This window comes from Sphingomonas desiccabilis, from assembly GCF_004135605.1.
GTDB lineage: Bacteria > Pseudomonadota > Alphaproteobacteria > Sphingomonadales > Sphingomonadaceae > Sphingomonas > Sphingomonas desiccabilis.
This window is the reverse complement of record NZ_SDPT01000002.1, coordinates 214,941-239,389: the sequence shown is the minus strand read 5'-3', so window position 1 is coordinate 239,389 and position 24,449 is coordinate 214,941. Positions and strand designations below refer to the sequence as shown.

The 24,449-nt window shown below is 67.7% G+C and carries 27 protein-coding genes and 2 pseudogenes; 22 read left to right on the top strand and 7 right to left on the bottom strand.

What is annotated here, in order from left to right; translation table 11 throughout:
• The first annotated feature begins 372 nt into the window (after positions 1–372).
• Positions 373–1,329: a TIM44-like domain-containing protein gene (locus EO081_RS09360; protein WP_129341692.1), complete on the top strand. Its 957-nt coding sequence runs from the start codon at positions 373–375 to the stop codon at positions 1,327–1,329.
• Between the two features lie 280 nt (positions 1,330–1,609).
• On the opposite strand, the gene EO081_RS09355 is transcribed toward EO081_RS09360, so the two are convergent.
• Positions 1,610–2,506, bottom strand: coding sequence for a LysR family transcriptional regulator (locus tag EO081_RS09355; RefSeq protein ID WP_129341691.1), 897 nt, complete (start codon positions 2,504–2,506; stop codon positions 1,610–1,612).
• Positions 2,507–2,597: 91 nt separating this feature from the next.
• On the opposite strand from EO081_RS09355, the gene EO081_RS09350 reads away from it, so the two are divergent.
• The gene (locus EO081_RS09350; protein WP_129341690.1) at positions 2,598–3,458 is read left to right on the top strand and encodes an aldo/keto reductase family oxidoreductase; all 861 of its coding nucleotides are present in this window, start codon (positions 2,598–2,600) and stop codon (positions 3,456–3,458) included.
• Between the two features lie 80 nt (positions 3,459–3,538).
• On the opposite strand, the gene EO081_RS09345 is transcribed toward EO081_RS09350, so the two are convergent.
• The gene (locus EO081_RS09345; protein ID WP_129341689.1) at positions 3,539–3,850 is read right to left on the bottom strand and encodes an ArsR/SmtB family transcription factor; all 312 of its coding nucleotides are present in this window, start codon (positions 3,848–3,850) and stop codon (positions 3,539–3,541) included.
• A gap of 131 nt (positions 3,851–3,981) precedes the next feature.
• On the opposite strand from EO081_RS09345, the gene EO081_RS09340 reads away from it, so the two are divergent.
• On the top strand, positions 3,982–4,716 hold the full coding sequence (locus EO081_RS09340) for an SDR family oxidoreductase (RefSeq protein ID WP_129341688.1): 735 nt from the start codon (positions 3,982–3,984) through the stop codon (positions 4,714–4,716).
• A gap of 95 nt (positions 4,717–4,811) precedes the next feature.
• Here the strand turns inward: EO081_RS09340 and EO081_RS09335 are convergent, their stop codons facing one another.
• Positions 4,812–5,705 carry a LysR family transcriptional regulator gene (locus EO081_RS09335; RefSeq protein WP_129341687.1) on the bottom strand — a complete coding sequence of 298 codons (894 nt, stop codon included), beginning with the start codon at positions 5,703–5,705 and terminating at the stop codon, positions 4,812–4,814.
• 106 nt (positions 5,706–5,811) lie between these two features.
• On the opposite strand from EO081_RS09335, the gene EO081_RS09330 reads away from it, so the two are divergent.
• Positions 5,812–6,678, top strand: coding sequence for an SDR family oxidoreductase (locus tag EO081_RS09330; RefSeq protein WP_129341686.1), 867 nt, complete (start codon positions 5,812–5,814; stop codon positions 6,676–6,678).
• 197 nt (positions 6,679–6,875) lie between these two features.
• On the opposite strand, the pseudogene EO081_RS09325 reads toward EO081_RS09330, so the two are convergent.
• From EO081_RS09325 to EO081_RS09315, 3 genes and pseudogenes are all read right to left on the bottom strand, one after another.
• Positions 6,876–7,131 (bottom strand): annotated as a pseudogene (locus EO081_RS09325) (IS5/IS1182 family transposase); the annotation flags it as partial.
• Between the two features lie 33 nt (positions 7,132–7,164).
• Positions 7,165–7,413: pseudogene (locus EO081_RS09320) on the bottom strand (GmrSD restriction endonuclease domain-containing protein); the annotation flags it as partial.
• Between the two features lie 131 nt (positions 7,414–7,544).
• Positions 7,545–8,501: an AraC family transcriptional regulator gene (locus EO081_RS09315; RefSeq protein WP_129341684.1), complete on the bottom strand. Its 957-nt coding sequence runs from the start codon at positions 8,499–8,501 to the stop codon at positions 7,545–7,547.
• Positions 8,502–8,593: 92 nt separating this feature from the next.
• Between EO081_RS09315 and EO081_RS09310 the strand changes: the two genes are divergently transcribed.
• The 14 genes from EO081_RS09310 to EO081_RS09250 all read left to right on the top strand — a co-directional run bounded on the left by EO081_RS09310 (position 8,594) and on the right by EO081_RS09250 (position 21,067).
• A complete protein-coding gene (locus tag EO081_RS09310) occupies positions 8,594–9,340 on the top strand; it encodes an SDR family oxidoreductase (protein WP_129341683.1) in 747 nt (248 codons plus the stop codon).
• A gap of 199 nt (positions 9,341–9,539) precedes the next feature.
• Positions 9,540–9,731, top strand: coding sequence for a DUF427 domain-containing protein (locus EO081_RS09305; RefSeq protein WP_311721181.1), 192 nt, complete (start codon positions 9,540–9,542; stop codon positions 9,729–9,731).
• Between the two features lie 370 nt (positions 9,732–10,101).
• Complete coding sequence (locus tag EO081_RS09295; RefSeq protein WP_129341682.1) at positions 10,102–10,437, top strand: hypothetical protein; 336 nt, start codon at positions 10,102–10,104, stop codon at positions 10,435–10,437.
• A 54-nt stretch (positions 10,438–10,491) separates the two neighbouring features.
• Entirely contained in the window at positions 10,492–11,751 is a 1,260-nt protein-coding gene (locus EO081_RS09290) for a TolC family protein (RefSeq protein WP_129341681.1), read from the top strand.
• Complete coding sequence (locus tag EO081_RS09285; protein ID WP_129341680.1) at positions 11,748–12,899, top strand: efflux RND transporter periplasmic adaptor subunit; 1,152 nt, start codon at positions 11,748–11,750, stop codon at positions 12,897–12,899. Before EO081_RS09290 ends, EO081_RS09285 begins: the two co-directional genes overlap by 4 nt.
• A gap of 3 nt (positions 12,900–12,902) precedes the next feature.
• Positions 12,903–16,133: an efflux RND transporter permease subunit gene (locus tag EO081_RS09280; protein ID WP_129341679.1), complete on the top strand. Its 3,231-nt coding sequence runs from the start codon at positions 12,903–12,905 to the stop codon at positions 16,131–16,133.
• A 135-nt stretch (positions 16,134–16,268) separates the two neighbouring features.
• On the top strand, positions 16,269–16,529 hold the full coding sequence (locus EO081_RS17335) for a cation diffusion facilitator family transporter (protein ID WP_476749590.1): 261 nt from the start codon (positions 16,269–16,271) through the stop codon (positions 16,527–16,529).
• A gap of 11 nt (positions 16,530–16,540) precedes the next feature.
• Positions 16,541–16,894 (top strand): cation diffusion facilitator family transporter, encoded by a 354-nt coding sequence (locus tag EO081_RS17330; protein WP_476749589.1) that lies wholly within the window; start codon positions 16,541–16,543, stop codon positions 16,892–16,894.
• Positions 16,843–17,037 (top strand): cation transporter dimerization domain-containing protein, encoded by a 195-nt coding sequence (locus tag EO081_RS17325; protein ID WP_446444256.1) that lies wholly within the window; start codon positions 16,843–16,845, stop codon positions 17,035–17,037. Before EO081_RS17330 ends, EO081_RS17325 begins: the two co-directional genes overlap by 52 nt.
• Before the next feature lie 607 nt (positions 17,038–17,644).
• Complete coding sequence (locus EO081_RS09270; RefSeq protein WP_206364367.1) at positions 17,645–17,944, top strand: EthD family reductase; 300 nt, start codon at positions 17,645–17,647, stop codon at positions 17,942–17,944.
• Between the two features lie 74 nt (positions 17,945–18,018).
• Positions 18,019–18,747: an SDR family oxidoreductase gene (bdcA, locus tag EO081_RS09265; RefSeq protein ID WP_129341678.1), complete on the top strand. Its 729-nt coding sequence runs from the start codon at positions 18,019–18,021 to the stop codon at positions 18,745–18,747.
• Between the two features lie 29 nt (positions 18,748–18,776).
• Positions 18,777–19,601 (top strand): oxidoreductase, encoded by an 825-nt coding sequence (locus EO081_RS09260; RefSeq protein ID WP_129341677.1) that lies wholly within the window; start codon positions 18,777–18,779, stop codon positions 19,599–19,601.
• Between the two features lie 51 nt (positions 19,602–19,652).
• Positions 19,653–20,501 (top strand): alpha/beta fold hydrolase, encoded by an 849-nt coding sequence (locus EO081_RS09255; RefSeq protein ID WP_129341676.1) that lies wholly within the window; start codon positions 19,653–19,655, stop codon positions 20,499–20,501.
• Between the two features lie 35 nt (positions 20,502–20,536).
• Complete coding sequence (locus EO081_RS09250) at positions 20,537–21,067, top strand: VOC family protein (RefSeq protein ID WP_129341675.1); 531 nt, start codon at positions 20,537–20,539, stop codon at positions 21,065–21,067.
• Between the two features lies 1 nt (position 21,068).
• On the opposite strand, the gene EO081_RS09245 is transcribed toward EO081_RS09250, so the two are convergent.
• Complete coding sequence (locus EO081_RS09245) at positions 21,069–21,929, bottom strand: LysR family transcriptional regulator (RefSeq protein ID WP_129341674.1); 861 nt, start codon at positions 21,927–21,929, stop codon at positions 21,069–21,071.
• Positions 21,930–22,025: 96 nt separating this feature from the next.
• Here EO081_RS09245 and EO081_RS09240 point away from each other — a divergent pair, with 96 nt between their 5' ends.
• The 4 genes from EO081_RS09240 (at position 22,026) to EO081_RS09225 (ending at position 24,445) form a co-directional block, all read left to right on the top strand.
• Positions 22,026–22,637: a sigma-70 family RNA polymerase sigma factor gene (locus tag EO081_RS09240; protein ID WP_129341673.1), complete on the top strand. Its 612-nt coding sequence runs from the start codon at positions 22,026–22,028 to the stop codon at positions 22,635–22,637.
• Entirely contained in the window at positions 22,627–23,268 is a 642-nt protein-coding gene (locus EO081_RS09235) for an NrsF family protein (RefSeq protein ID WP_129341672.1), read from the top strand. Before EO081_RS09240 ends, EO081_RS09235 begins: the two co-directional genes overlap by 11 nt.
• A gap of 109 nt (positions 23,269–23,377) precedes the next feature.
• Positions 23,378–23,959: a DUF308 domain-containing protein gene (locus tag EO081_RS09230; protein ID WP_129341671.1), complete on the top strand. Its 582-nt coding sequence runs from the start codon at positions 23,378–23,380 to the stop codon at positions 23,957–23,959.
• A gap of 60 nt (positions 23,960–24,019) precedes the next feature.
• Entirely contained in the window at positions 24,020–24,445 is a 426-nt protein-coding gene (locus EO081_RS09225) for an organic hydroperoxide resistance protein (RefSeq protein WP_129341670.1), read from the top strand.
• Positions 24,446–24,449: the final 4 nt, after the last annotated feature.

Here is a 24,449-nt window from a genome sequence, read left to right as displayed (position 1 = left end):
CGATCATCCTAGCCGTTCCTGGACCGCTGGCCATCCGTTTCCGGTCGCGCCGGGCGTCCGTTGCGAGATGGAGGCACTTGAAGCGCGGGCCACCCTCGCCTAGCTTGCGGGAGCGGGCCGGGCCCCTCTGACACCCCACGACGTGGTGTGATGTCGGACCGCAGATCCTGAGGGGCCTGGCCGATTTCGCAATTCTCCGGCCAGTCCCGAACATGGAGTTCGCGATGACTGCCGCTGACCGGAACGACCTGCCCCGTACGCCGCGTGCCGCTTGGATGCGCGAGCAGCGGAGCGGCGCGCCGCCAGCCACCCATGGCGCGGCTTGAGCCACCGGCCACCCCAATCGACCCTATTTCAGCGCAAGGAAAAGCAATGATTCCCTTCAAGATCGGCAACCTGGGCGCGGTCGCGGCCGGTCTCGCCGTGGCAGCGATGCTCGTCGTTCCCGATGATGCGGAGGCGCGGCGGAAAGGCAGCTTCGGCAGCCGCGGCGCCCGCACCTATGATGCACCAGCCACCACCACGGTGGCCCCAAGGTCGACGGCTCCGGTGCAGCGTTCGATGACGGAGAAGCCGGCGGCTTCGAGCCCGTCGGCGCAGGCCGGCAGGGCCGCGCCTGCCCGTCGCGGCGGCCTGGGCAGGGGCCTGCTGGGCGGCCTGATCGCGGGCGGCCTGATCGGGGCGCTGCTCGGCGGCGGCCTGGGTTCGCTTGCCGGCGCAGGGATGCTCATGGCGCTGCTCCAGGTAGCCCTGATCGGCGGGCTCGTGTGGTTCCTGTTGCGCATGTTCCGTCGCAAGCCGACGCTTGCGGGAGCGCATGGCGGCGCGATGTCGTCCCCCTTCGCGGGCTTCGAGCCGCGGCCGGCGCCGCAGCAGCCCTTCTCCCAGGACTTCCGTCCCGCCGCCGTGGCGCCGCGCAGCGAGGACATCGACATCGTCGACGCCGACCGGCGCGACTTCGAGCGGCTGCTGATCGAGGTGCAGGACGCCTTCTCCGACGAGGATTTCGCGAGCCTGCGTGCGCGGACCACCCCGGAGGTGATGTCCTACTTCGCCGAGGAACTCAGCCAGAACGCCACCGCCGGCCGACGCAACCGCGTCTCCAAGACCGCGTTGATCGACGCGGAGGTGGCGGAGGCCTGGCGCGAGGAGGACGCCAACTACGCAACCATCGCCATGCGATACGAGAGCATCGACGTGATGCTCGACCGGAGCAGCGGCGCCGTCGTTGAGGGCGATCCGGAGCGGCCGAGCCAGGCAACCGAGCTGTGGACCTTCAAGCGCGGGGCCGACGGCCAGTGGCGCCTCTCGGCGATCCAGGAAGCCTGACGGGCTGTCTGAGGTGATGCACGGCGAGCCCAGGCTCGCCGTGCCGACGGAATGCTTCACCCCGCCCGGCTCCCCGAGCACGGTCGTGGGAAAAACCCGGGGCAAGAGAACGAGGCAGTCGCTTCCGCGCCGTCACGTCCACGCGATTGGGGGTGGCGCACGCAGAGCCGGTCGACCACCTCTGCCGGGGACCCGGCGCGAGCGGCCCACCCCCTGCGCTTCGGTACCTTGGCGCCAAGATGCACACCGCCGACGCTGCGCAGGATCGGTGCCTGGCGCCCTAGCTGCGGATGAAGTCGAGAAAGGCGCGCAGCGGCGGCGGCACGAGGCGGCGGCCGGAGTGATAGAGGAACGGACCGGAAAAGGACTGCCACCAATCCGGCAACACCGCTTCCAGAGCGCCGCTGTCCAGCGCCGGCCGGAGCCAGTTCTCGAATAGGTGGATGATCCCGCCGCCCGCGGCCGCCACATCGACCAGCAGGTCGGCCGCCCCCGCCACGCTGGCGATCAGCGGCCCCTGCGGCTCGATCCGCACGATCTTGCCCTCCCGTTCGAACTCCCATGGGCTGGTCAACGCGCCGCTGGTGAAGCGGCCGCGCAGGCACGCGTGCTCCAGCAGGTCGCGCGGGTGTGCCGGCCGGCCGCGCGCGTCGAGATAGGCCGGTGCCGCGGCCGTCGCGAAGCGCTGGACGCGCGGACCGATCGGCACCGCGATCATGTCCTGCTCCAGCCGCTCGTCGTAGCGAATGCCCGCGTCGCAACCCGACGCCAGCATGTCGACAAAGCCGTCCTCGGCAATGATCTCGACCTGGATATCGGGATAGGCGGCGAGGAAGCCGGGCAGGATCGCCGGAAGCACCAGCCGGGCCGCGCTGACCGGTACGTTGAGCCGCAGCGTACCCGCCGGCCGGTCGCGAAACCGGTTCACGACGTCCAGCGCGGCCTCCACCTCGCCAAGCGCCGGCGCCAGCCGCTCGATCAGCCGTGTCCCCGCCTCGGTCGGCGTGACGCTGCGTGTGGTCCGATGAAGCAGGCGGACACCCAGCCGCGCCTCCAGCCGCCGCACCGCTTCGCTGAGCGTCGAGGCGCTCGATCCGGCGGCACGGGCCGCGTCGCGGAAGCCGCGCGCCTGCGCGACCGCCAGGAACGCGTTGAGATCCGCAAGATCAGCCTTCATCGTTCGGTTTTCCGTACAGCCCGTGCGGATCAGTCCGCCTTATCGCGATTATTCGCAAGCCGTATCTCCGTGCGAGCAGAGGAGACCGACGATGATCGACCAAGCAGGCACCTACGCTTTTGCCGGACGCAGCGTGAAGCGGCTCGGCTACGGGGCAATGCAACTCGCCGGACCCGGCGTGTTCGGCCCACCGCGCGACCGCAACCAGGCGCTCGCCGTCCTTCGCGCCGCCGTCGAGGCCGGCGTCAACCACATCGATACCAGCGACTTCTATGGCCCGCATGTCACCAACCAGCTGATCCGCGAAGCACTGTCGCCCTACCCCGACGACCTACTGATCGTGACGAAGATCGGGGCACGACGCGGCGAGGATGCGTCGTGGATACCGGCTCTCGAACCGGACGACCTGGCGCGCGCCGTCGAGGACAATCTGGAGAACCTCGGGCTGGAGGCGCTGGACGTCGTAAACCTCCGCCTGATGTTCGATGTTCACGGCCCGGCGGAAGGATCGCTGGCGGCACCGCTGCAGGCGGTGGCGGACCTGCAACGCCAGGGGCTGGTCCGCCACATCGGCCTCAGCAACGTGACGCCCGCCCAGTTCGAGGAAGCGCGCGGCATCGCCGAAATCGTCTGCGTCCAGAACCAGTACAACCTGGCGCACCGCGACGACGACGCCTTCATCGATGCGCTGGCGGCACAGGGCGTCGCCTATGTCCCCTTCTTTCCGCTCGGTGGCTTCAGCCCGCTACAGTCCGCGGCCCTCTCCGACGTGGCGACGCGGCTCGGGGCGACGCCGATGCAGGTGGCGCTCGCCTGGCTGCTCCAGCGGGCCCCCAACATCCTGCTGATCCCCGGTACCTCATCGGTGGCGCACCTCCACGAGAACCTCGCCGCGGCATCGCTGACCCTGCCCGAGGGCGCCGTGACCGAACTCGACGCGATCGGGCGATAAGGCGGCGGGCGTGCGGCCTGATCGCGCGCTCGCCATCCTGCCGGAGCGACAAGGCGTGGGGACCGCCGACCGGAGAGGGATCAGGCAGGCCGATTGGCAAGCACGGCATCGAGCAAGCCCGGGAAGCGCCGCTCGAATTCGGATCGCCGCAGCGTGTTGATCATCTCGCGGCCGGCCTGGGTCGTCTCGATCAGCCCTGCGGCACGCAGCAGCTTGAGGTGGTTCGACAGCGTACTCTTGGGGATCGACTCGCACGGCGCCGCATCGGTGCAGCTCAGCCGCTCGGCCGCGGCCAGGCGTGCCACCATCCCCAGCCTGTTGGGGTCGGCCAGCGCATGCAGCGCCAGATCGAGCGGAACGTCCTCCAGCCTGGGGTGAGTGAAGCGGGCCATTCGGCAGATATAAGGCTGCACGGCAGTTTTAATAGTTCGGGAATGTTGAACTTTGGAAGCATTGCTCCATCTTACGCTCTGCCGACAGCGCACGACGCCGTGATCGCGGGCCACATTTTTGGAGAATGCACATGTCACTTCAGGGCAAGACAGCGCTCGTCACCGGCGGATCGCGCGGCATTGGATCCGCCATCGCGAAGCGACTGGCGGCCGATGGCGCGACCGTCGCGATCACCTATGCCGGCAACAAGGCCGCGGCCGATGCCACCGTGGCCGCGATCGAAGGCGCGGGCGGCACCGCCTTCGCCTTCCAGGCCGATGCCGCGGATCCTGGATCGCAGCGTGCAGGCGTGGAGCAGGCCGCCGCAGCATTGGGCGGGATCGACATCCTGGTCCACAATGCCGGTGTGGCCGAATTCTCGACCCTGGCGGAGGATACCGACGAGACCTATGATCGTCAGTTCGGCGTCAACGTGAAGGGCCTGCACGTCGGCACGCGGGCGGCGCTGCCGCACCTCCGGGACGGCGGGAGGATCATCCTCATCGGCAGCATCTCGGGCGAGATGGCCTTCCCCGCGACCACGGTCTACAGCGCGACCAAGGCGGCCGTGGCGGCGCTGGCGCGCGGCTGGGCGAAGGACCTCGCCCCGCGCAACATTCTCGTCAACACCGTCCAGCCGGGCCCGATCGACACCGACATGAACCCGGCCGACAGCGAATTCGCAGGGCAGCTGGTCGGATCCATCCCGCTCGGCCGCTACGGCACGGTCGAGGAGATCGCGGGCGCCGTCTCGTTCCTCGCCGGTCCGGACGCGACCTACATCACCGGCACCACGCTCAACATCGATGGCGGTGTGACGGCGTAAGCGGCGTGCTCGGCCCCTCCTTGCGGTGGGAGGGGCCGTTGACGTTCGAGCGGGCAGGAGGCGGAACGATCCGCCGCCGCTGCGCCCCCTCCTCGTCATTCCGGTTCGTCGAGAAAGGCGGCCAGTTCCTCGGGTGCACCCTGCGGGAAGGATTGCCGCAGCAGATCCAGGAACGCCGACACCCTGGCGTTCAGCAGGCGGCGCGTCGGATAGAGCGCCCACAAGCTGATCTCTGACCCCGTGACATTGCCCCAGCATATCAGCCGACCGCTGGCGATGTCGCGGCTGACCAACGAGAGCGGCAGCCGTGCCGCCCCGGCGCCGCGGCGCACCGCATCCCGGATCATGATCAGCGAGGAAAGCCGCAGGACGGGATCGACCGCGATCGTGCGTTCGCCATCTGCGGCGCCGACCGTCCAGCCGCGCACCGGATTGCCGCCCCGCACTACGGCGGGAACGGTGCCGCCCGCGGGCAGTGGCATGTCCGGGCCCGCGACCACCACCAGCCGGTCGTGGAGGAAAGGCCGACCGACCAGCGCCTCGTCCGCCGCCGGATCGACGCGGATCACCAGGTCATAGCCCTCCTCGATCATGTCGACCATGCGATCGTCGCTGGTGACCTCCAGCCGGATCTCCGGATGGCGGCGCACGAATTCGGCCGCCAGCCGTCCCATCGCGGTTTGCGAGAACAAGTGCGGTGCGCTGATCCGCAAGCGCCCCCGCACCCGCTCGCTGCCCGACGCGATGGCCACGGCCGTTTCCTCCAGCTCGGTCAGCAGGGCTCCCGCCCGCTCGAACAGCGCGCGCCCTTCCTCGGTCAGCTTGAGGTCGCGCCGCCCTCGATCGAATAGCCGGAGATCAAGCGCCGCCTCCAGTTCGGACACGCGGCGGGACAGCGTTGCCTTGGGCCGGCGGGCGGCGCGTGCCGCCTTGCCGAAGCCGCCATGGCGCGCGACCAGCGTGAAATCGGCGAGGGCGAGCAGATCCATATCGTTCCACCATTGAGACGGCGCGTCCCGATTGCGCGTCTATTTGCACCGATACGGATCACGCATCTTCCTCTGGTCAGCAAGACCCAACGGAAGGAGAAACCTCATGACCATTCTCGTGATCGGCGCCACCGGCCGCGTCGGCCGCCTCGTCGTCGACCAGCTCGTCGCTCGCGACGCCGATGTCCGCGTCCTCACCCGGGACCCCGCCAGGGCGGCGTTCCCCGCGCAGGTAGAGGTGGTGCAGGGCGACCTGCTCGACGTCGACGCCCTGCGCGCCGCCTTTGCGGGCGTCAGCACGCTGTTCCTTCTGAACGCCGTGACGGGCGACGAATTCACCCAGGCGATCCTCACCCTCAACGTCGCGCGCGAGGCGGGGGTCGACCGGATCGTCTACCTCTCCGTGTTCGGGGCGGATGAAGCCGTCAACGTGCCGCATTTCGCGGTCAAAGCGGGTGCCGAGCGCATGCTGGCAGCGATGGATTTCGGCGCGACGATCCTGCGCCCGGCCTATTTCATCGACAACGAAGCGATGGTGAAGGACGTCATCCTCCAGCATGGCGTCTACCCGATGCCGATCGGCGGCAAGGGCCTGGCGATGGTGGATGCCCGCGACATTGCTGAGGTCGCTGCGATCGAGCTGATCCGGCGCGAGCGTGGGCCGGACAAGCTGCCGCTCGAGACGATCAACCTCGTCGGTCCGGACACGCTGACGGGCGAGAGCGTCGCGGCGATCTGGTCGGACGTGCTTGGCCGCCCGATCGTCTATGGCGGCGACGATCCCAGCGGGTTCGAACAGAACAGCGCGGTCGCGATGCCGCGCTGGATGGCGTACGAGATGCGGCTGATGGCCGAGCGCTGGGTTAGCGACGGCATGATCCCGCAGGACGGCGACCGCGATCGCCTGATCGCGATGCTCGGCCGCCCGCTGCATCACTATCGCGAGACCGCCATCGCATTATCGGCGGCCTGAACGCTCCGAAGGCAGGCGTGTCCGTCTCCGGATCGCATCTTCGGAGGCTGACACGTTGCGCCGCCACGGGCCCGGGGCGGCGGATGCCCCCCTCGGCGAGCAGGCTTCCTCATGCTCCTGTCGGGGCCCTTGCTGGGCATTACCGCGCTTGGTGCCGCAGCACGCGGCGAAATGCGCTAAGGGGCAGGACACGTTGATCATCGCCAGAGGATCACGGTGGCGGCGAGCCAATGGCGGAGAAGAATACGGTCCGGATAGCGGTCATAGCGGGTCGCCACGCGGCGCCAGTCTCTGAGGCGACCGAACGGCTGCGACGCCGGTAGCGGCGCTTGTCGTACGTGACCGGCTCGTTTCGGGTCTGTGATCCGGAATGCAGGGATGCCCCTTGGCCTGCAAGGCGTCCCTGAACCAGTCCGCGTCGTAACCGCGGCCGCCGAGAAGCCACTGCGCCTTCGCGGCCGCGGAAGCGCCGCGCGAGGACAACGCTCATCCGACAGCCGCCGGTGGAACGCGTGCCGGCTCGGCGAACGCTGGCCAGATCGCGCGTGCCTCCGTGAACAACTCGTCGGCCCGAATTGCGATACGGTCGTCCGTCCAATCGTCGTGCTGCTCAAGCAGTCGGCGGTTCATTTCCAGCTTGCTATGCCGCCTCAGCCCGTCACTCTTGCACGCGTCCGCCTCGCCCTTCCACGGCCCGTTGGAGAGGGAGGGATTCAGCTTCTGGCTGATCAAGGTGAGATTCCCGAACCAAGCCTAACCGACTTCATCGGATCGGCGAGCCTAGCCTGCCCGTTACCGACGCGAAGGGCCGCCTAGTAAGGGTACTCCGTCAGACCCAAACGCGGCCGACTAACACCCCTCGAGTGCTACCCGAAAGCGGACATCGGTTCATGTTGGAGAAGCGTGTCGCGTGCGGACACGTCGAAGAACAGCCTTTGTCGCGCGTAGATGGTCGGCGAAACGCCGACATGACGCGAGAAGGCGACGCTGAAGGTACTGGCCGAACTGTAGCCGACCTGCCGGGCAATTACGGCGACGCTCAGCTTGCCGTCGTCGAGCAATCGCTTGGCGAGCACCATGCGCCAATGCAGGAGGTACTCCATCGGCGCCATGCCGACGGTGCGCCGAAAGCGCTCGAAAAAGACCGAGCGCGACATCGCTGCGATCTTGGCCAAGCCGGGTACATCCCAAGCGACGGTCGGTCGTTCATGGATGGCCCGTATGGCCGCCGCGACCCGCTCGTCGCCGAGCCCACGCAGGATGCCCGACGGGCAGTGCGGACCGGACGAGCGTAGCGCCTCGATGAATAGCACTTCCATCAAGCGGGCGAGCACCACGTCGCGCCCTGCCCGTTCGCCCCGGGACTCCTCGACCGCCAGCTGTATCAAGGTGGTCAAGCGCGGCTCGCCGCGTGCATGGATTAGGGACGGTAGTAGCGACACGAGCAACGCAGCGTCGGGCGATGCGAATGCGCAGTGGCCCACCAGCATGCGGACATCGGGCTCGTTTACCTGGTCGCCAAGCCGGAAGATGTTTGGCCTTACCTCCACGGGCAGACTGTCGAGGTCGGGCGAAGGTGGGCTGGTGGTGCTCGACGAGGTGAATTCGTAGGCGGCCGGGATCAGCACGAAGTCGCCGCTCTCGATCAAGAACGACGCTTGCCCTGGTATGTCCAGGCGCACGCCCCCTTCGAGCGCCGCGAAGAAGAAGGCTCGACCGTCCTCTACCCGGCGGATGCGCCATGTCCCTGCTCCTTCCACGAGCTTCGCATAGGACAGATCGGGCTGAAGTAAGCCGACAATTTGCGCGAGAGGATCAGTCAATTCTGGACGCTCACTAAACAGATGCGGACGAACAAACGTAGCATGTCCCCGACAGGAAGCCATCTGGTGACGTGCTAACGACAGGAGCTTGTATGCCGACCATATTGATCACCGGATGTTCCTCGGGCTTCGGGCTGGAAATCGCCCGTCATTTCGCTTCCCGTGAGTGGGACGTGGTTGCGACCATGCGGGCTCCGCGCGTGGACGTATTACCCACCTCCGAGCGTGTGCGGGTGCTGCCGCTCGATGTGACAAGTGCCGACAGCATCGCCGAGGTTGTCGAAGCGGCAGGACCGATCGACGCGCTCGTCAACAATGCCGGCATCGGCTTTCTCAACGCGCTGGAGGGCACGCCGATCGAAGCGGCTCGGCACATCCTTGAGACCAACACGCTTGGTACCATCGCGATGATGCAGGCGGTGCTGCCGCAGATGCGCGAGCGGCGCGACGGAGTTGTCGTCAACGTCACCTCGTCCGTGACCTATCGGCCGCTGCCGCTGCTGTCGGTCTACACCGCAAGCAAGGCCGCCGTGAACGCCTTCTCCGACAGCGTCGCGCTTGAGCTCGAGCCGTTCAACGTGCGCGTGCGCGTTGTGCTACCGGGCCGCGCGCCGACAACGCGCTTTGGAGAGAACGCCCGTGCAGCGATGACCGGCGGGTTTCCCGAACCGTATCAGCCTTTGGTCGAGCAGGTCATGGCCGGCTGGCAGCAGGACACAGGACCGACCACCTCCTCCGGGGACGTCGCGGACGCGGTTTGGCAGGCGGTAACTGACGTGAGCACGCCGATGCACCTGCCGGCAGGTGCAGACGCGGTCGCCTGGTCGCAAGGGGCCTAAAGCAAGCGGACGGGCCCGCGAGTTTGTGGGCCCGCTGCACCGGCCGATGCGTGCCACCCTTGATGGCTGACACCGCCGCTGCGCCTTATGGACCTCGCTGGAGGTGCGTGATGGTGGATGCTCGATGGAACGAGGCGTTGATCGTCCGCAGCGACGAGACTGTCACGGTGGAAGGAAACACTACTTTCCGGCAGGTGCTGTGAGCGCGACGGCGCTTACGCCGAGCAGCACGACGACGATCTGCTCATGGAAGGGCACAGCTCATTGTCACAACCTTAGCGTCAGTGTTTCGGTCAATACTGACGCTGCCTGGTATCATCCCGTGCCGAAGCCGGACGCAGAGCAGATCCAAAGCCGCATCGCGTTCTGGAAAGGGATGGAGGTCGGCTGACCAACGCTGCCTGACCCCACGCGGAGGGGAGGACCCAATCCCAGCCATTCACGCGCCTTTTTCAGCTGCCCGATACCTGCCGCTCGTTCATCTGATCGGATTGACGGTTTGGACGAGGCCAACCAGCACGTCGGCACGGCTCGGATTGGGGACTTTTCTGCCAGTCCGCTTTCAAGTGCAGGAAGTTCGCTAACTGCCGTCCGCGAACGCCTCCAAAATGCGGCACTCGCGGAAGGTGCCACCGGTACTAGCGATGATTGCCGAGAGCTCGCGCCTCAGTACCTGCAGGTCAGCGATCTTGCGGTCGACCTCGCGCGGATGCGCCGCTCCGTCGCTGGCATGCCGGTCAGATGATGCTAAGGCGTCCCTCGTGTCACGCATGCTGCGCTTCCTGATCGGCCTCGCGCTCCTAGCCTCCATGGGTCTGGGTGTGGCCGCGCACGCGAACGAGCAGATGTGCATCCCGGGTGTCGAAGCGACCGCGGTCGCCGGTCACGTCGATGGCGACGCCGACCAGGTGCCCGCCGACTCCGAGAAGGGCTATCCCCACCACCATGGGGGCTGCCACGGCCACCATGTCGCCGCTCCGCTCGACCGGGTCACGCACGCCGTCCCGCCGACGAGCAGCGGCGATCACGTGGCTGACGACAGCGCCGAACTCGCCATGGTCCAGCCCGACTCCACGCTGAGACCGCCGATCGCCTGACGTGCGCCGCGCCGCCGGACCTTGGCGGCCGTCATCCCACGTCAGGAGCAACACATGCATCGCATCATCGCGGCCTCGCTGGCCGCATCCGTCTGCGCATCGTCCGCGCAGGCGCAGACCAGTCCACCGGCGACCGCGCAGGATGGGCTCACGCTTGAACAGGCGCTTGACCTCGCCGGCGCCAATGCGCCGGGGATCAGGGCGGCCGACGCCGGGGTAAGGGCCGCGGAGGCCCAGCGCCGCGTAGCCGGGCAGCGGCCCAACCCCTCGGTCAACGTCGAGGTCGAGAACGTTGTCGGCACGGGCGCCTACAGCGGCATCCGCGGCGCCGAGACGACCGTCGGCATGTCGCTGCCGCTGGAGCTCGGCGGCAAGCGCTCCGCGCGGATCGCAGTGGCGGACACGCAGACCGCCCGTGCGCGACTGGCGGCCGTAACGGCCCGTGCCGATCTCAGGCTCCGCGTCACCCAGGCCTACAACGAGGCGGTGGCGTCCGAACGCCGGCTGCTGATCGCGCGCGACCAGCAGCGCATCGCCACGGAGGGACTGAGGGCCGCGAACGTGCGCGTCCGCGCCGGCCGGGCGTCGCCGCTCGAGGAACAGCGCGCCGACGTCGTGCGCATCAACGCGGACACGGCGCTTGCACAGTCCGAGCGGGCGGTGACGCTCGCGCGCGCCAACGTGGCCCGCCTAATCGGGCGCGACCCCGCCGGGCTCGACCTCGGCTGGTTCGACAGGGTCGGCGCCCGCCCGCGGCTTCCCGCCGGTCCGGAAGGAACGCTGGCCCTGGCCGCCGCGGAGGCGGAGGTCGCGACGGCCAACGCCCAGGTGCGACTGGCCCGAAGCCAGCGGGTCCCGGACCTGACGCTGAGCGCAGGTGTCCGCCGGCTGGAGGCCACCAACGACGTGGCGGCGGTGTTCGGCGTCAGCCTGCCCATTCCGCTGTTCAACAACGGCCGCGCCGGCATCGACGCCGCCCGGGCGCAGGGGGAGCAGGCCGAGGCGCTGCGGCGGGTCGCGCTGCTCGACGCGCAGCGGGCGATCGCCACGGCGGAAACCGACCTCGCCCACGCGGAGGCGAACGCGCGAGCGGTAAACGGCCCTGCACTCGCGGCGGCTCAGGAGGCCACCCGCATCGCCCGCATCGGCTACCGCGAGGGCAAGTTCGGCCAGCTCGACCTGCTCGATGCGGAACGCACGCTCGCGCAGACCCGCTCGGCCGCCATCGACGCGCTCGCCGCCTATCACGACGCCGAGGCGCGCCTGGAGCGGCTCACCGCCCGCGCGCACGCCAACACGGAAGTCCAGCCATGAAGAAGACCATCCTGCGGGCGCTGGTCCCCGCGACCCTAGCACTGACGCTCGCCGGCTGTGGCGGCGGCACCGAAGCGCCGGCCGAGAACGCCGCCGACGAGCACGCAGCCGAGGAAGTCCACGCCGAGGAAGGCGTGGTCACGCTCACCCAGCAGCAGATCACCGAAGCGGGCATCGAGGTCGTCCGGCCGACGGTCGGCGGCGTCGCCGGCGCCATCGAGGTGAGCGCCGCCATCGAGGGCGATCCCCAGGGCGTGCAGGTCGCGTCCGCCGCGCTCGGCGGGCGGCTCGTGTCGCTGACCAGGAACCTCGGTCAGCCGGTAGGACGCGGCGACGTGCTCGCCGTGATCGAGAGCCGCGAGGCGGCATCGCTGAAGGGCGAGATCGAGGCGGTGCGCGCCCGCGCGGCGCTGGCACAGTCCAATCTCCGCCGCGAGCAGCGCCTGTTCGCTGAGCGGGTGTCGCCGGAGCAGGACCTGATCGCAGCCCGCACGGCAGCGACCGAGGCCAACATCGCGCTCCGCCTCGCGCAGCAGCAGCTCGCCGCTACGGGCGGAGGCGGCGGCGCGCTCAACCGCGTCACCGTGCGATCCCCCATCTCGGGGCAGGTGATCGCCCGCTCGGCGACGCTCGGCCAGACGGTGGCCGCCGACGCGGAGCTGTTCCGCATCGCCAACCTCTCCAAGGTCTCGGTCGCAATGTCGCTGCTGCCGGCGGATGCCGGACGCGTGCAGCCCGGTGCCCAGGTCGAGGTCACGGGTCCCGGGCGTCGGCAGGCCGCAAGGGTCACGTTCGTGTCGCCGGTCCTCGACGAGACGACGCGACTGGTGCCGGTCATCGCGACCCTCGACAACGGCGGCAACACCTGGCGCATGGGCGAGACGGTCAACGCGTCGATCATCGTGCCGGCAGGCGGCGACCGGGCCGTCGCGGTGCCGTGGGCGGCCGTCCAGATGATCGAGGACAAACCGCACGTCTTCGTTCGCGCCGCGACCGGCTTCAAGGCCGTCCCGGTGACGCTCGGCCGGCGCAACGGCGGCCAGGTCGTGGTCAGGGCCGGTCTCAACGGTGGCGAACGCATCGCGTCCACCAACTCCTTCACCCTCAAGGCCGAGCTCGGAAAGGGCGAGGCCGAGCACGAGGACTGACCCATGATCGCCCGTATCGTCACCTTCTCGGTGGAGCGGCGCTGGTTCGTCCTGCTGCTCACCGCCGTCGCCGCCATCGGCGGCATGCTCGCGCTCCAGCGGCTGCCGATCGACGCCGTCCCCGACATCACCAACAACCAGGTGCAGATCAACGTCGTCGCGCCCGCGCTCTCGCCCGATCAGGTCGAGAAGCAGGTCGCGTTCACCGTCGAGACCGCGCTCGCCGGCATCCCCGGCCTCGAATACACCCGCTCGCTCAGCCGCAACGGGTTCGCCCAGATCACGGCGGTGTTCGACGAGGGCACCGACATCTACTTCGCCCGCCAGCAGGTGTCCGAACGCCTGCGCACGGCCGAGGAAGACCTGCCCGAGGGCGTGAACCCCGAGATGGGCCCGATCGCCACCGGTCTCGGCGACATCTTCATGTGGACCGTCGAATACCGCGAGCTCGACAAGGTCAATCACAAGAGTGGCGAGCCCGGGCTCCAGCCGGACGGCAGCTACATCAGCACGGAAGGCGGCCACCTCGTCAGCGAGGCGGACAAGGCGACCTACCTGCGCACCGTGCAGGACTGGATCGTCGCGCCGCAGCTCAAGGGCACGGCCGGCCTTGCCGGCATCGACTCGCTCGGCGGTTACACCAAGGAATACCTCGTCGTCCCCGACGTCCAGCGCATGGCGGCGATGAAGATCACGCTGCAGGACCTCGCCACGGCGCTTGAGCGCAACAACACCAGCGCCGGCGCGGGCGTGGTCAACCGCAACGGCGAGGGACTGTCGGTGCGCGCCGATGGCCGCGTCCGCACCGCCGACGAGCTCGCCCGGACGGTGATCGCCACCCGCGAGGGCGTGGCGATCGTGCTGAGCCAGGTGGCGGAGGTCAGGACCGGTCAGGGGCTGCGAATGGGCTCCGCGTCCGAGAACGGGCGCGAAGTCGTCGTCGGCACCGCGGTCATGCGGATCGGCGAGAACAGCCGCACCGTCTCCACCGGGGTGTCGAAGCGCCTGGAGGAGATCGGGCCGTCGCTGCCCGTCGACGTGGTGGTCAAGCCGGTGCTCAACCGCACCGACCTCGTCAACTCGACCATCGCTACCGTGGCGCGCAACCTCGCCGAGGGCGCCCTGCTCGTCATCGTCGTGCTGTTCGCGCTGCTCGGCAACTTCCGCGCGGCCCTGATCGCCGCGATGGTGATCCCCATCACCATGCTGCTGACCAGCATCGGCATGCTGCAGGCCGGCGTGTCCGCCAACCTGATGAGCCTGGGGGCGCTCGACTTCGGCCTGATCGTCGATGGTGCCGTGATCATCGTCGAGAACTCGCTGCGGCGGCTGGCCGAGGCGCAGCACGGGCGCGACGAGCCACTGCCGCTGAACGAGCGGCTCGCCATCGTCGCGGCGTCTGCCCGCGAGATGATCCGCCCGTCCGTCTACGGCCAGGCGATCATCATCCTCGTCTACGCGCCGCTGCTCACCTTCACGGGCGTCGAGGGCAAGATGTTCGAACCCATGGCGCTGACCGTGATCATCGCGCTCGTCTTCGCGTTCGTGCTGTCGCTGACCTTCGTGCCCGCGGCGATCGCGATCTGGTTGAGCAAGCGGGTGGAGGAGAAGGAGGGCCCGATCATATCCGCGCTCCGCCGGCGCTACGAACCACGCCTCGACGCCGCGCTGCGCCGCCCGAACGCCACGCTCGGCATCGCGGTCGGCGCGCTCGCGCTGTCGGCCGTCGCCTTCACGACGCTGGGCCAGGAGTTCCTGCCGCAGCTCGACGAGGGCAACGTGCTGGTCCAGGTGATCCGCATCCCCGGCACGTCGGTCGACCAGAGCCAGGCGATGCAGGCGCAGGTGGAGAAGGCGATCGCCAAGGAGCCGGAGGTCCAGTTCGCGTTCTCGCGGACCGGCACGTCGGAGATCGCGTCGGACCCGATGCCGGCGAACATCACCGACACCTTCGTGATCCTGAAGCCCAGGGACCAGTGGCCCGACCCGAACCTCGGCAAGGCCGAGTTCGTCGACCGGCTGGAGAAGCGCCTCTCGATCCTGCCGGGCAACAACTACGAGATCACCCAGCCCATCCAGATGCGCTTCAACGAGCTCATCGCGGGCGTGCGCGGGGACGTCGCCGTCAAGGTGTTCGGTGACGACTTCGCGCAGATGACCGCGACCGCCGAGGCGATCGCCGGCGTGCTGCGCCGGACGGAGGGCGCGACCGACGTCCGCGTCGAGCAGACCGAGGGCCTGCCGATGCTCGACATCCGGCCGAACCGCACCGCAATGTCGCGGGTCGGGGTGACCGCGGGCGACGTGCAGGACACGGTCGCCGCCGCGATCGGCGGTCACGAGGCCGGCATGATCTTCGAGGGGGACCGGCGCTTCCCGGTCGTGATCCGCCTGCCGGAGTCGGCACGCTCGGACCTCACGGCGATCGCGCAGGTGCCGGTGCCCACGGCCGAGGGCGGGTTCGTCCCGCTCTCCACGGTGGCCAACATCGAGATCGTCGATGGCCCGAACCAGATCAGCCGCGAAAATGGAAAGCGGCGCGTCGTCGTGCAGGCGAACGTGCGCGGCCGGGACGTGGCGGGCGTCGTAGCGGACGCGCAGGCGGCAATCGGCGCTCGGGTGACAATGCCGCCCGGCACCTATCTCGAATGGGGCGGCCAGTTCGAGAACCTGGCGTCGGCGCGGGACCGGCTTATGGTCGTGGTGCCGATCTGCTTCGCGGTCATCATGCTGCTGCTCTACGGGGCGCTCGGCTCGGTGCGTGACGCGCTGATCGTGTTCACGGGCGTGCCGCTGGCCCTGGTCGGGGGCATCCTCGCGCTGCTGCTCCGGGGCATGCCGTTCTCCATCTCGGCCGCCGTCGGATTCATCGCGCTGTCTGGCGTCGCGGTGCTCAACGGACTGGTGATGCTGTCCGCGATCCAGGACCTGCTGGCGCGGGGCCTCGACCGTGCGGCGGCCGCTCGCGAGGGCGCGCTGGCACGCCTGCGGCCCGTCGCGATGACTGCGCTCGTCGCGTCGCTCGGCTTCGTGCCCATGGCGCTCTTCCATGGCGCCGGCGCCGAGGTGCAGAAGCCGCTGGCGACGGTGGTCATCGGCGGGCTGATTTCGGCCACGCTGCTGACGCTGTTCGTGCTGCCGACGCTCTACGCCCGCTTCGGCGAGCGAAGGATCGAGGCGAGCGCGACGGACGCAACCACCGACATCGAAGGAGTGCAGACGCATGGCGCATGACCACGGCCCTGGGGGCCATTCACACGACCATACCGCGGGGGCGAACGCGAAGATGCTCGGTTGGGCGCTCGCGCTCACGTCCACCTACCTGGTGGCCGAGGTCGTGGGGGGCTTCGTGTTCAACAGCCTCGCGCTGTGTCGGACGACGCCCACATGCTCACCGACGTCGCCGCGCTAGTCATCGCGCTCATGGCCATCCGGATCGGGCAGCGCCCGCCGGACGTCCGTCGCACCTTCGGCTACCGGCGCTTCGAGATCCTGGCCGCCGCGTTCAAGGCGATCCTGCTGTTCGGCATCGCGATCTACGTCTTTGTCGAGGCAATCCAGCGCTTCACCGATCCCGAGCCGGTGCAGTCGTGGGGCATGCTGATCGTCGCGGCGGTTGGCCTGGTCTGAACCTGATCTCGATGCGGCTGCTGACCGGCGGGAAGGACGGCAGCTTCAACGTAAAGGGCGCCTATCTCGAGGTGTGGGCGGACATGATTGGGTCGGTCGGCGTCATCATCGGCGCGCTCGCCATCAAGTTCACCGGCTGGACGTGGATCGACCCGATCGTCGCCGTGGCGATCGGCCTGTGGGTGCTGCCAGGGACTTGGGTCCTGCTGCGCGACACGACGAACGTGCTGCTCGAGGGCGTACCGAGGGGGGCGCGCTTAAGGACGTTCGGTCGGCAATCGCCGCCGTTCCGGGCGTCGCGGGCCTGCACGACTTGCGCATCTGGTCGATGTCGAACGACGACGTCAGCTGCACGATGCACGTGACGTTGGCCGCAGCAGCGGACGGCGACGTCGTGCGCGGGGCCGTCGCGAACATGATTCGAGATCGCTTCGGCATTGAGCACGTGACAATTCAGATTGAGGGTCTGGGCGAGGCTTGCCGCGAAAGCGATCACCTTCATGCCTGAAGACGAGGGCACGAGTAAGACCAAGTTTGCACTACCCTGGACAGAGAAGGATGACGCTGCCCTCCGGGCCGGCCTGGCCGAAGGGCGCCTGACCGCGGAACTCGCGGGCGAATTGGGCAGGACGATCGACGCTGTCCGCGGCTGGGCTCAAGCGATCGGACTTCCGCATGCGCCCGTGGCGATCCCCCCCGCGCGCTTTTAAGCGGCCGCTTTCAAGATGCGATCCCGTGGTCGCGTACGGCGCATATTGGGGACGTTCCCGACTCGCAGCTATCAGGGACTTCGTGCGGATAGCTGGCGTAAGGCGCCACTCCTGAGCATCGTCTCCCGCATGAGTTGATGATGTTGGTGCCACCCGGCCCCGAAAAGCGGGCGTGCGATAGGCTCACCGCTAGAAGTCTGCTTGATGAGCGTCTTTCGCCCGCAAATCAGGGCCTCGGCCGACGGCAGAGCACACAAAGAGCGTAGCTGCCGCGTCGCCGTTCGCCGCTCACGATCACAGAGGTGAAAGCCGGCGAAGGGCCGGGTGTTCTTCTAACAAAACTGAACGGATAGGGTTCAAACCTGTAAGTTTACGATAATTGTTGATCGGCCCAGATGCTCGCTCATGGCACAGGCAACCTTGATCGTGACGTGCAGCGGCGGCACCTACTTCGATCGCGACCACTACGTCGATGTCCACCTACCCTTAGCGCTTGCCTGCTGGCAGCGGCATGGGCTGGAAAGCGCCTCCGCCTACTTTCCTCGGGATCTCAATGCCACGGACGTATCCGTCGGCATCTACCGGTTCCGCGACGTGGACGCGCTCCACGCCGCCCTCGCATCGGCCGAGGCGGCGGCCGTGATGGCCGATGTTTCCTGCTTCACCGATGCTTTCGTGTCTCGGGCGCTGAGCACTCCACTCTGATCGCGTGTCGGGCAAAGCGAGAGCGAACGGCCCTCGCTGACCAACTTCTTCTCTTCAAACGCAGGACATAAGCGATGGAATTCTCTGATCGCAAAGTATTCGTCGTTGATGGAAGCCGCGGCATCGGCGCCGCGATCGTGCGGCACTTCGCCGCTGCCGGGGCTACCGTGACGTTCACATACGCCGCTTCCGCTGGCGCTGCCGACAAGCTCGCTACCGGAACGGGCGCACGGGCGCTCCGGGCGGACGCGGGAGCGCGCGACGAGCTGATCAACGCAATCCGTGAGGCCGGCCCCATCGACATCTTCGTCTACAATGCCGGTCTGCTGGTGTTCGGCGATCCGCTGACGCTCGATGCCGATGCGGTCGACCGCATGATCGACGTCAATGTGCGGGGTGCCTATTTCGGCAGCGTGGAGGCGTCGCGCCGGATGCCCGAGGGCGGGCGCATCCTCGTCATCGGATCCGACACCGCCGACAGCATGCCGTTCCCCGGTCTTGCCGCCTATGTGCTCACCAAGGCGGCGATGCAGGGCATGGCACGCGGTCTGGCACGCGACCTGGGTCCGCGCGACATCACGATCAACGTGATCCAGCCCGGCCCTACCGACACCGACATGAACCCGGCCGACGGTCCGCGCGCTGCCGGCATGCTCGGGCCGATGGCGATCAAGCGCTACGGCACCGCCGACGAGGTCGCGAGCCTGGCGCTCTATTTCGCCGGTCCGCAGGCGCGCGGGATCACGGGCGCCATGCATACGATCGACGGCGGCTTCGCGGCCTGCCCGCGGCTTTCACTCTGATTGCCTGGAAACCAGCTGGAGGAAGTTCGATGAAAACCTGGCTCATCACGGGCTGCTCAAGCGGCTTTGGACAGCGGCTTGCGCTTGCGGCTGCACAGCGCGGCGATCGGGTCATCGCGACGGCCCGCAATGTCACCACAATCGAAGAGATGGCCGCACCATTCGCCGGTCGCATGATCACCTTGCCGCTCGACGTGACCGATGCGGCAGCGGCCAAGGCGGTGGTTGCAAAGGCCGTCGAAACCTTCGGCGGGTTCGACGTGCTGGTGAACAATGCGGGCTACGGACTGTTCGGCGCGATCGAAGAAGGCACGCCCGAAGAGTATCGGGCAATGTTCGAGGTGAACGTCTTCGGACTGATCGAAACCACCAGAGCCGCCCTGCCCGTCCTGCGACGCTCGGGCGGAACGATCGTCAACATGTCGTCCGGTGCAGGCATCGAGGGCCGCGGCGGTGGCGGCTATTACCACGCCGCGAAGTTTGCCGTGGAAGGGATTTCCGAAGCGCTCGCCGGCGAGCTCAAGCCGTTCGGCATTCGCGTCCTGATCGTCGAGCCGGGCCCGTTCCGCACCGAATTCCTCGGCCGTTCGATCACGATGGTGGCCAACGAGATGCCGGAATACGCCGCGAGTTCGCGCAGGCTCTATCGCGAAAGCAACAACGGGAACCAGTCAGGCGATCCCGACAGGGCCGTCGCGGTGATCCTGAAGGCCGTCGATGCCGAAGACGCCCCACTTCATCTGCCGCTTGGCCCGGCCGCGCACGCGATCGCCGAGCGGAAGCTGGCTGCTTTCCGCAGCGATATCGACGCGTGGCGCGACATCACGATCGCCACGGACTTCGACCGGCCCTGAACGGTGATCGCGAACCCCGTTTGAACGTCAACACCTGACTGGAGGGCGATCATGATCGCAGCCTTGAAGGGATTTACCCAGCAACGGGTGCCGGTGAACGGCATCCAGATCAACACCGTCACGGGAGGCTCGGGCTTGCCGATCCTGCTGCTGCACGGCTGGCCGGAAACCTGGTGGGAATGGCACCATGTGATGCCGCTGCTGGCCGGGCTTTTCCGCGTGGTGGCCATCGATCTGCGCGGCGCGGGCTTTTCCGATTGTCCCCAGGGCGGATACGACAAGGCGACCATGGCGCGCGACGCGCACGAGGTCATGGTTGCGCTGGGGCACGACCGCTACGCCGTGTGCGGCCATGACATCGGCGGCATGGTAGCCCTGCCGCAGGCCGTGATCTATCGGGAGGCCATCACCCACCTGGCCGTCCTCGATGTGCCGCTGCCAGGCTGGAGCGGTTGGGAGGCGACGACCGCAAGGCTCTGGCACTTCGGCTTCCATGGGAGCCGGGACCTGCCCGAGCGGCTGATCCACGGCCGTGAATACGACTATGTCTCGGCGTTCATGGCCGAGCGGTTCTACGACCACGGCAGCTTCGATCCGGCGAACCTCGAGATCTACGCCAAAGCGATGGCGCTTCCTGGCCGAACGCGCGGGGGCATGGAATGGTATCGCACCCTCGCCGAGGATCATGCGGCTGCGCTTGAGTACAAGAAGCGCTCCCTCGAAATCCCGGTGCTTGGCCTCGGCGGCGACCAGCGCTTCGGCGCACAGATGGTGCCGATGCTCCGGGAGTTCGCCAGCAATGTGACGGGCGGCTCGATCGCGCGGTGCAGCCACTATGTCGCCGACGAGCGGCCGGACGAAGTCGCGACCGCGCTGATCGATTTCCTCAAAGCCAGTTGAGACCTCGCGATCAACCAACATGAAGGAGGATTCTCATGACCGCACCTGTCATCCGCGGTGTCAATCATATCGGTATCACCGTGCCCGACATCGAAGCCGCAAAGGCATTCCTGGAGAACGCCTTCGGTGCCCAGCTGATCTACCAGTCGTTCGGACCGCAGGATCCGCCGCGGCAGGGACCCGAATTCGAACGCGCCGTCGGCGCCTTTCCGGGAACGGTCGTGCGCGCGCAAGCGATGGTCAGGATCGGAACCGGACCCGACATCGAGCTCTTCGAGATGCACGGCCCCGAACAGGCCCAGCCGATCCGGGCAAGCGACTTCGGCATCACCCACTTCGCGCTGTACACGGACGACATCGACGGATCGGTCGCGCGCTTCGAAAAGGCGGGAGGCACTCCCCTCACCGTGCCGCGCGCCATTCCCTATGCGACCGAGCGGGGACCTGGAAACAAGGTGTGCTACTGCCGCATGCCCTGGGGCACGACCGTGGAATTCATCACCACGCCGGACCGCATGGCCTATCATGACCAGACCGACCTGCGCAGGTGGCAGGACGAGGACTGAGTCAGGGCAGCACCTCCCGCAGGTGATCCTCTACCACCTCGACGAACGCGCGCAGGCGCTGCAGGTGCTTCAGGTCGCGATGATAGCCCATCCAGATGTCGCGACTGGGCGGCTCTGACGGAAGGTCCAGCAGACTCAGCCCGGGGACATTGTTGCCGACGGCGCGGGGCAGGACGGCAATGCCGACACCCTGCCGGCACATGCGCGCCTGCACGTTCCGGTTGTTCGAACGCAGGACCGGCGCCGCGTTTGGAAAGCTCTCGGCAAGCCAGGCGATATCGGGGAACTGCCCCGTCGAAGTGTCGTGGGTAATCAGGCGAAAGCCCGTCCCGTCGCCGAAAACCGGCTCGGGTGCGTTGGCGGCGACGTACACGCCGTAGTTCAAGCGGGCGAGCCGCCGTTGCACGATGTCGGCGTTGTCGAAGGGCACGATCCGGAACGCGATGTCCGACTCCCGCTGAGCAAGGCTGAAGAGGCGCGTTCCCGTCAGGATCTCGACATCGACGCCCGGATAGGCGTTCGTGTAGTCGAGGAGGATCGGGGGCAGGACATAGGCGCCGAACCAATCGGCCGAGGAGATGCGCAGCGAGCCACGCAGGGCCTGCTCCTGCCCGGCAAGCCGCCGCTCCATCGCCAGCGCGCCCTCCTCCATCTGCTCCGCCAGCGCGACAATGGCGCCTCCCTCCTCCGTCAGGATGAAGCCATCGGCGGTTCTCTGAAACAGCGTCTGTCCCGTCGCCTCCTCGAGCGCGCGCAGGCGCCGCCCGACCGTGGGATGGCTGAGACGCAGCGCACGCGCGGCGCCGCCCAGCGTGCCGGCCCGCACGACGGCCAGAAAGATACGGACGTCGCTCCATTCCATCTCATATCCTCACGCGTTCCCCTGACGCAGTAGAGCCTGTGACAGAAAACTTCGACGTGGAGTGACCAACATCGCGCGGCGCGCGAATAAGAGATCATGCGCTCGAACTTCCTGTCGAGAATCATCTCAGGGCCGTCGTCTGGCGCGACGCCGCTCCCGCGTGAGCGGCCGTCGCGAACGACGCCAGACAGCTGGGGCAGCCTGATGGAGGCTGCCCAGAATGGTCATGGCGGTGCGTATCGACGGTTGCTCGGGGAGACATCGGAATGGCTCACGCGCTACTTCGAGCGGCGCCTGCCGCCGGGCGACGTGGACGATGCCGTCCAGGAAACGCTGCTCGCAATTCACCGGCGGCGCCATACCTACGATCCGCACTACCCATTCGGACCCTGGCTGGCAGCCATCGCCAAGAACAAGTGGGTCGACCAGTTGCGCAGCCTGGCGCGGCGCCCGATCGACGAACTGTCCGAGGACATTCCGGTGGGGGATCACGAGGCGTCGGTGATCAGCGCTTCCGTGCTTGCCAGCCTTCTTGAGGAACTCCGCCCGGCACAGGCCCAGGCCATCCTGCTGGTCAAGGTGCAGGGCTACAGCATCGAGGACGCGTCAGGCCAAATCGGCCTCTCCCCCTCGGCCGTGAAGATGAACATCCACCGTGGCCTCGCCCGCCTCACGGCATTGATTGAGAAGACCCCCGATGTCGAATGAAGCCCTGATCTCCGGCCTGTCTTCCGAGCTCGCGCCCGTCCGGCGCCGCAGCATGGTGCGGGAAGGCGCACTGGTCCTGGCGTTGTGTGCGGTGGAACTCGCGCTGTTCCTTTCCCTGGGCGTGATGCGACCGGACATGAACCATGTGGCCGGCTCGCCCTATCTGATGTGGCGGGTGGGAAGCCTTGGCCTTCTGGCCGTGTTCGCCTGCGTGCTCGCGGTTCGATCCTTCTCGCCTACGGCGCGGCCTCGGCAGGGACTGATGCTTGCCTGCGCGGTTGCGGTGCTGGCCATCGCTGCCAGCGCGTTCGTCGCGCCCGAAGGCGTCAGCGACCGGGCGTTGCTGGATCGCATCGACCCGGCAAGCGGCGTGAAGTGCGCGACGTCCATCTTCGTGCTCTCGCTGCCGATCGCAGCGCTATTGGGCGCCCTGATGCGGAGGGCTGCGCCGACCCAGCCCAGGCTCAGCGCACTCGCCTCGGGGATCGCCGCAGGTGCCTGCGGAGCCTTTGTCTTCGCGTTCTGCTGCCCGTTCAACGACCCGCTCTACGTGGTCGTCTGGTACAGCGTTGGCTGCGCCGCCGTGGCTGGCGCGGCGCGATGGCGCCTGCCGCGACGCTTCCGCCTCTAGCCTGATCCGGCGCGGCCGACCTCACGCCGCGCTTCGTCGAAACCGGTCACCAACCCACCCGCATTCCGGGAAGAGAGACGTGCGCCCTCGTAACAGAAGGAAACCTGCCATGACGACCACCACGCAAGCGAAGGCTCCCGACCGGGACTGGCTCAAGTCCTATTACTATCTGCGCTTCGCGGTATCCGCCGTCTGGGTCGCGCTCGCGTTTACCGTCGGAAGAAGCATGCCCCAGCTGGCCGCTGTGATGCTCGTCGCGTATCCAGCCTGGGACGCCTTGGCGAACTATCTCGACGCCAGCCGGAGCGGCGGTCTGGCCAAAAACAAGAGCCAGATGCTGAACTTCGTCGTCAGCGTGGTGACCGCAGTCGCCGTCGCAGCGACCCTTCCGCATGGCATGCACGCGATTCTTCAGATCTTCGGCGTCTGGGCCGTGCTGTCGGGCCTTTTCCAGCTCATCACCGGCGTGCGGCGCTGGAAGTCCTATGGCGCACAATGGGCGATGATCCTGAGCGGTGCCCAGTCGGGCCTCGCCGGGACGCACATGCTCAGCAAGGCGGCCGGCGCCGCGCCGGTCAGCATCGCTGACATCGCACCCTATGCGGCGTTCGGCGCCTTCTACTTCCTCGTCTCGGCTATCTCGCTGACGGTCAGCGACGCGCGTCGCCGCTCCGAAGCTGTGACAGCCTGAGCAAGGGTCCGACCATCCGCCGCAGCAAGGGCCTGCGGTGTCTCACAAAGGGATTGAACCATGTCTGTCGACGTCAAGTATCGCACCACCGCTGCCGCGACCGGAGGCCGAGACGGCCGCACCCACACCGAAGACGGGAAGCTCGACCTGCAACTCTCCACGCCGAAGGAACTTGGTGGGACCGGTGGCGAAGGGACGAACCCCGAGCAGCTGTTCGCATCAGGATATTCGGCCTGCTTCCTGGGTGCGCTGAAGTTCGCTGCAGGCCAGCGCAAGCTCCAGGTGCCGGCGGATGCGACGGTTACGGCCACGGTCGGGATCGGCATGCGATCCGAAGGCGGCTTCGGCCTGGAAGTCGAGCTTGCCGTATCGCTTCCCGGCCTGGATCGTGGCGATGCGCAACGGCTGGCCGAGGCCGCGCACCAGACCTGCCCGTATTCGAACGCGACGCGCGACAACATTGACGTGCACCTCAGCGTGATCTGATCTC

Bases quoted from the DNA above. Each gene is read 5' to 3' on its own strand.
- EO081_RS09330 (WP_129341686.1), top strand. From the start codon at position 5,812: ATGACCATTCTCGTGATCGGCGCCACCGGCCGCGTCGGCCGCCTCGTC.
- EO081_RS09255 (WP_129341676.1), top strand. From the start codon at position 19,653: ATGATCGCAGCCTTGAAGGGATTTACCCAGCAACGGGTGCCGGTGAAC.
- EO081_RS09260 (WP_129341677.1), top strand. From the start codon at position 18,777: ATGAAAACCTGGCTCATCACGGGCTGCTCAAGCGGCTTTGGACAGCGG.
- EO081_RS09350 (WP_129341690.1), top strand. From the start codon at position 2,598: ATGATCGACCAAGCAGGCACCTACGCTTTTGCCGGACGCAGCGTGAAG.
- EO081_RS09310 (WP_129341683.1), top strand. From the start codon at position 8,594: ATGCCGACCATATTGATCACCGGATGTTCCTCGGGCTTCGGGCTGGAA.
- EO081_RS09230 (WP_129341671.1), top strand. From the start codon at position 23,378: ATGACGACCACCACGCAAGCGAAGGCTCCCGACCGGGACTGGCTCAAG.
- EO081_RS09245 (WP_129341674.1), bottom strand. From the start codon at position 21,929: ATGGAATGGAGCGACGTCCGTATCTTTCTGGCCGTCGTGCGGGCCGGC.
- EO081_RS09280 (WP_129341679.1), top strand. From the start codon at position 12,903: ATGATCGCCCGTATCGTCACCTTCTCGGTGGAGCGGCGCTGGTTCGTC.
- EO081_RS09270 (WP_206364367.1), top strand. From the start codon at position 17,645: ATGGCACAGGCAACCTTGATCGTGACGTGCAGCGGCGGCACCTACTTC.
- EO081_RS17330 (WP_476749589.1), top strand. From the start codon at position 16,541: ATGCGGCTGCTGACCGGCGGGAAGGACGGCAGCTTCAACGTAAAGGGC.
- EO081_RS09335 (WP_129341687.1), bottom strand. From the start codon at position 5,705: ATGGATCTGCTCGCCCTCGCCGATTTCACGCTGGTCGCGCGCCATGGC.
- EO081_RS09235 (WP_129341672.1), top strand. From the start codon at position 22,627: ATGTCGAATGAAGCCCTGATCTCCGGCCTGTCTTCCGAGCTCGCGCCC.
- EO081_RS09250 (WP_129341675.1), top strand. From the start codon at position 20,537: ATGACCGCACCTGTCATCCGCGGTGTCAATCATATCGGTATCACCGTG.
- EO081_RS09360 (WP_129341692.1), top strand. From the start codon at position 373: ATGATTCCCTTCAAGATCGGCAACCTGGGCGCGGTCGCGGCCGGTCTC.
- EO081_RS09285 (WP_129341680.1), top strand. From the start codon at position 11,748: ATGAAGAAGACCATCCTGCGGGCGCTGGTCCCCGCGACCCTAGCACTG.
- EO081_RS09355 (WP_129341691.1), bottom strand. From the start codon at position 2,506: ATGAAGGCTGATCTTGCGGATCTCAACGCGTTCCTGGCGGTCGCGCAG.
- EO081_RS09340 (WP_129341688.1), top strand. From the start codon at position 3,982: ATGTCACTTCAGGGCAAGACAGCGCTCGTCACCGGCGGATCGCGCGGC.
- EO081_RS09240 (WP_129341673.1), top strand. From the start codon at position 22,026: ATGCGCTCGAACTTCCTGTCGAGAATCATCTCAGGGCCGTCGTCTGGC.
- EO081_RS09290 (WP_129341681.1), top strand. From the start codon at position 10,492: ATGCATCGCATCATCGCGGCCTCGCTGGCCGCATCCGTCTGCGCATCG.
- EO081_RS09345 (WP_129341689.1), bottom strand. From the start codon at position 3,850: ATGGCCCGCTTCACTCACCCCAGGCTGGAGGACGTTCCGCTCGATCTG.
- bdcA (WP_129341678.1), top strand. From the start codon at position 18,019: ATGGAATTCTCTGATCGCAAAGTATTCGTCGTTGATGGAAGCCGCGGC.
- EO081_RS09225 (WP_129341670.1), top strand. From the start codon at position 24,020: ATGTCTGTCGACGTCAAGTATCGCACCACCGCTGCCGCGACCGGAGGC.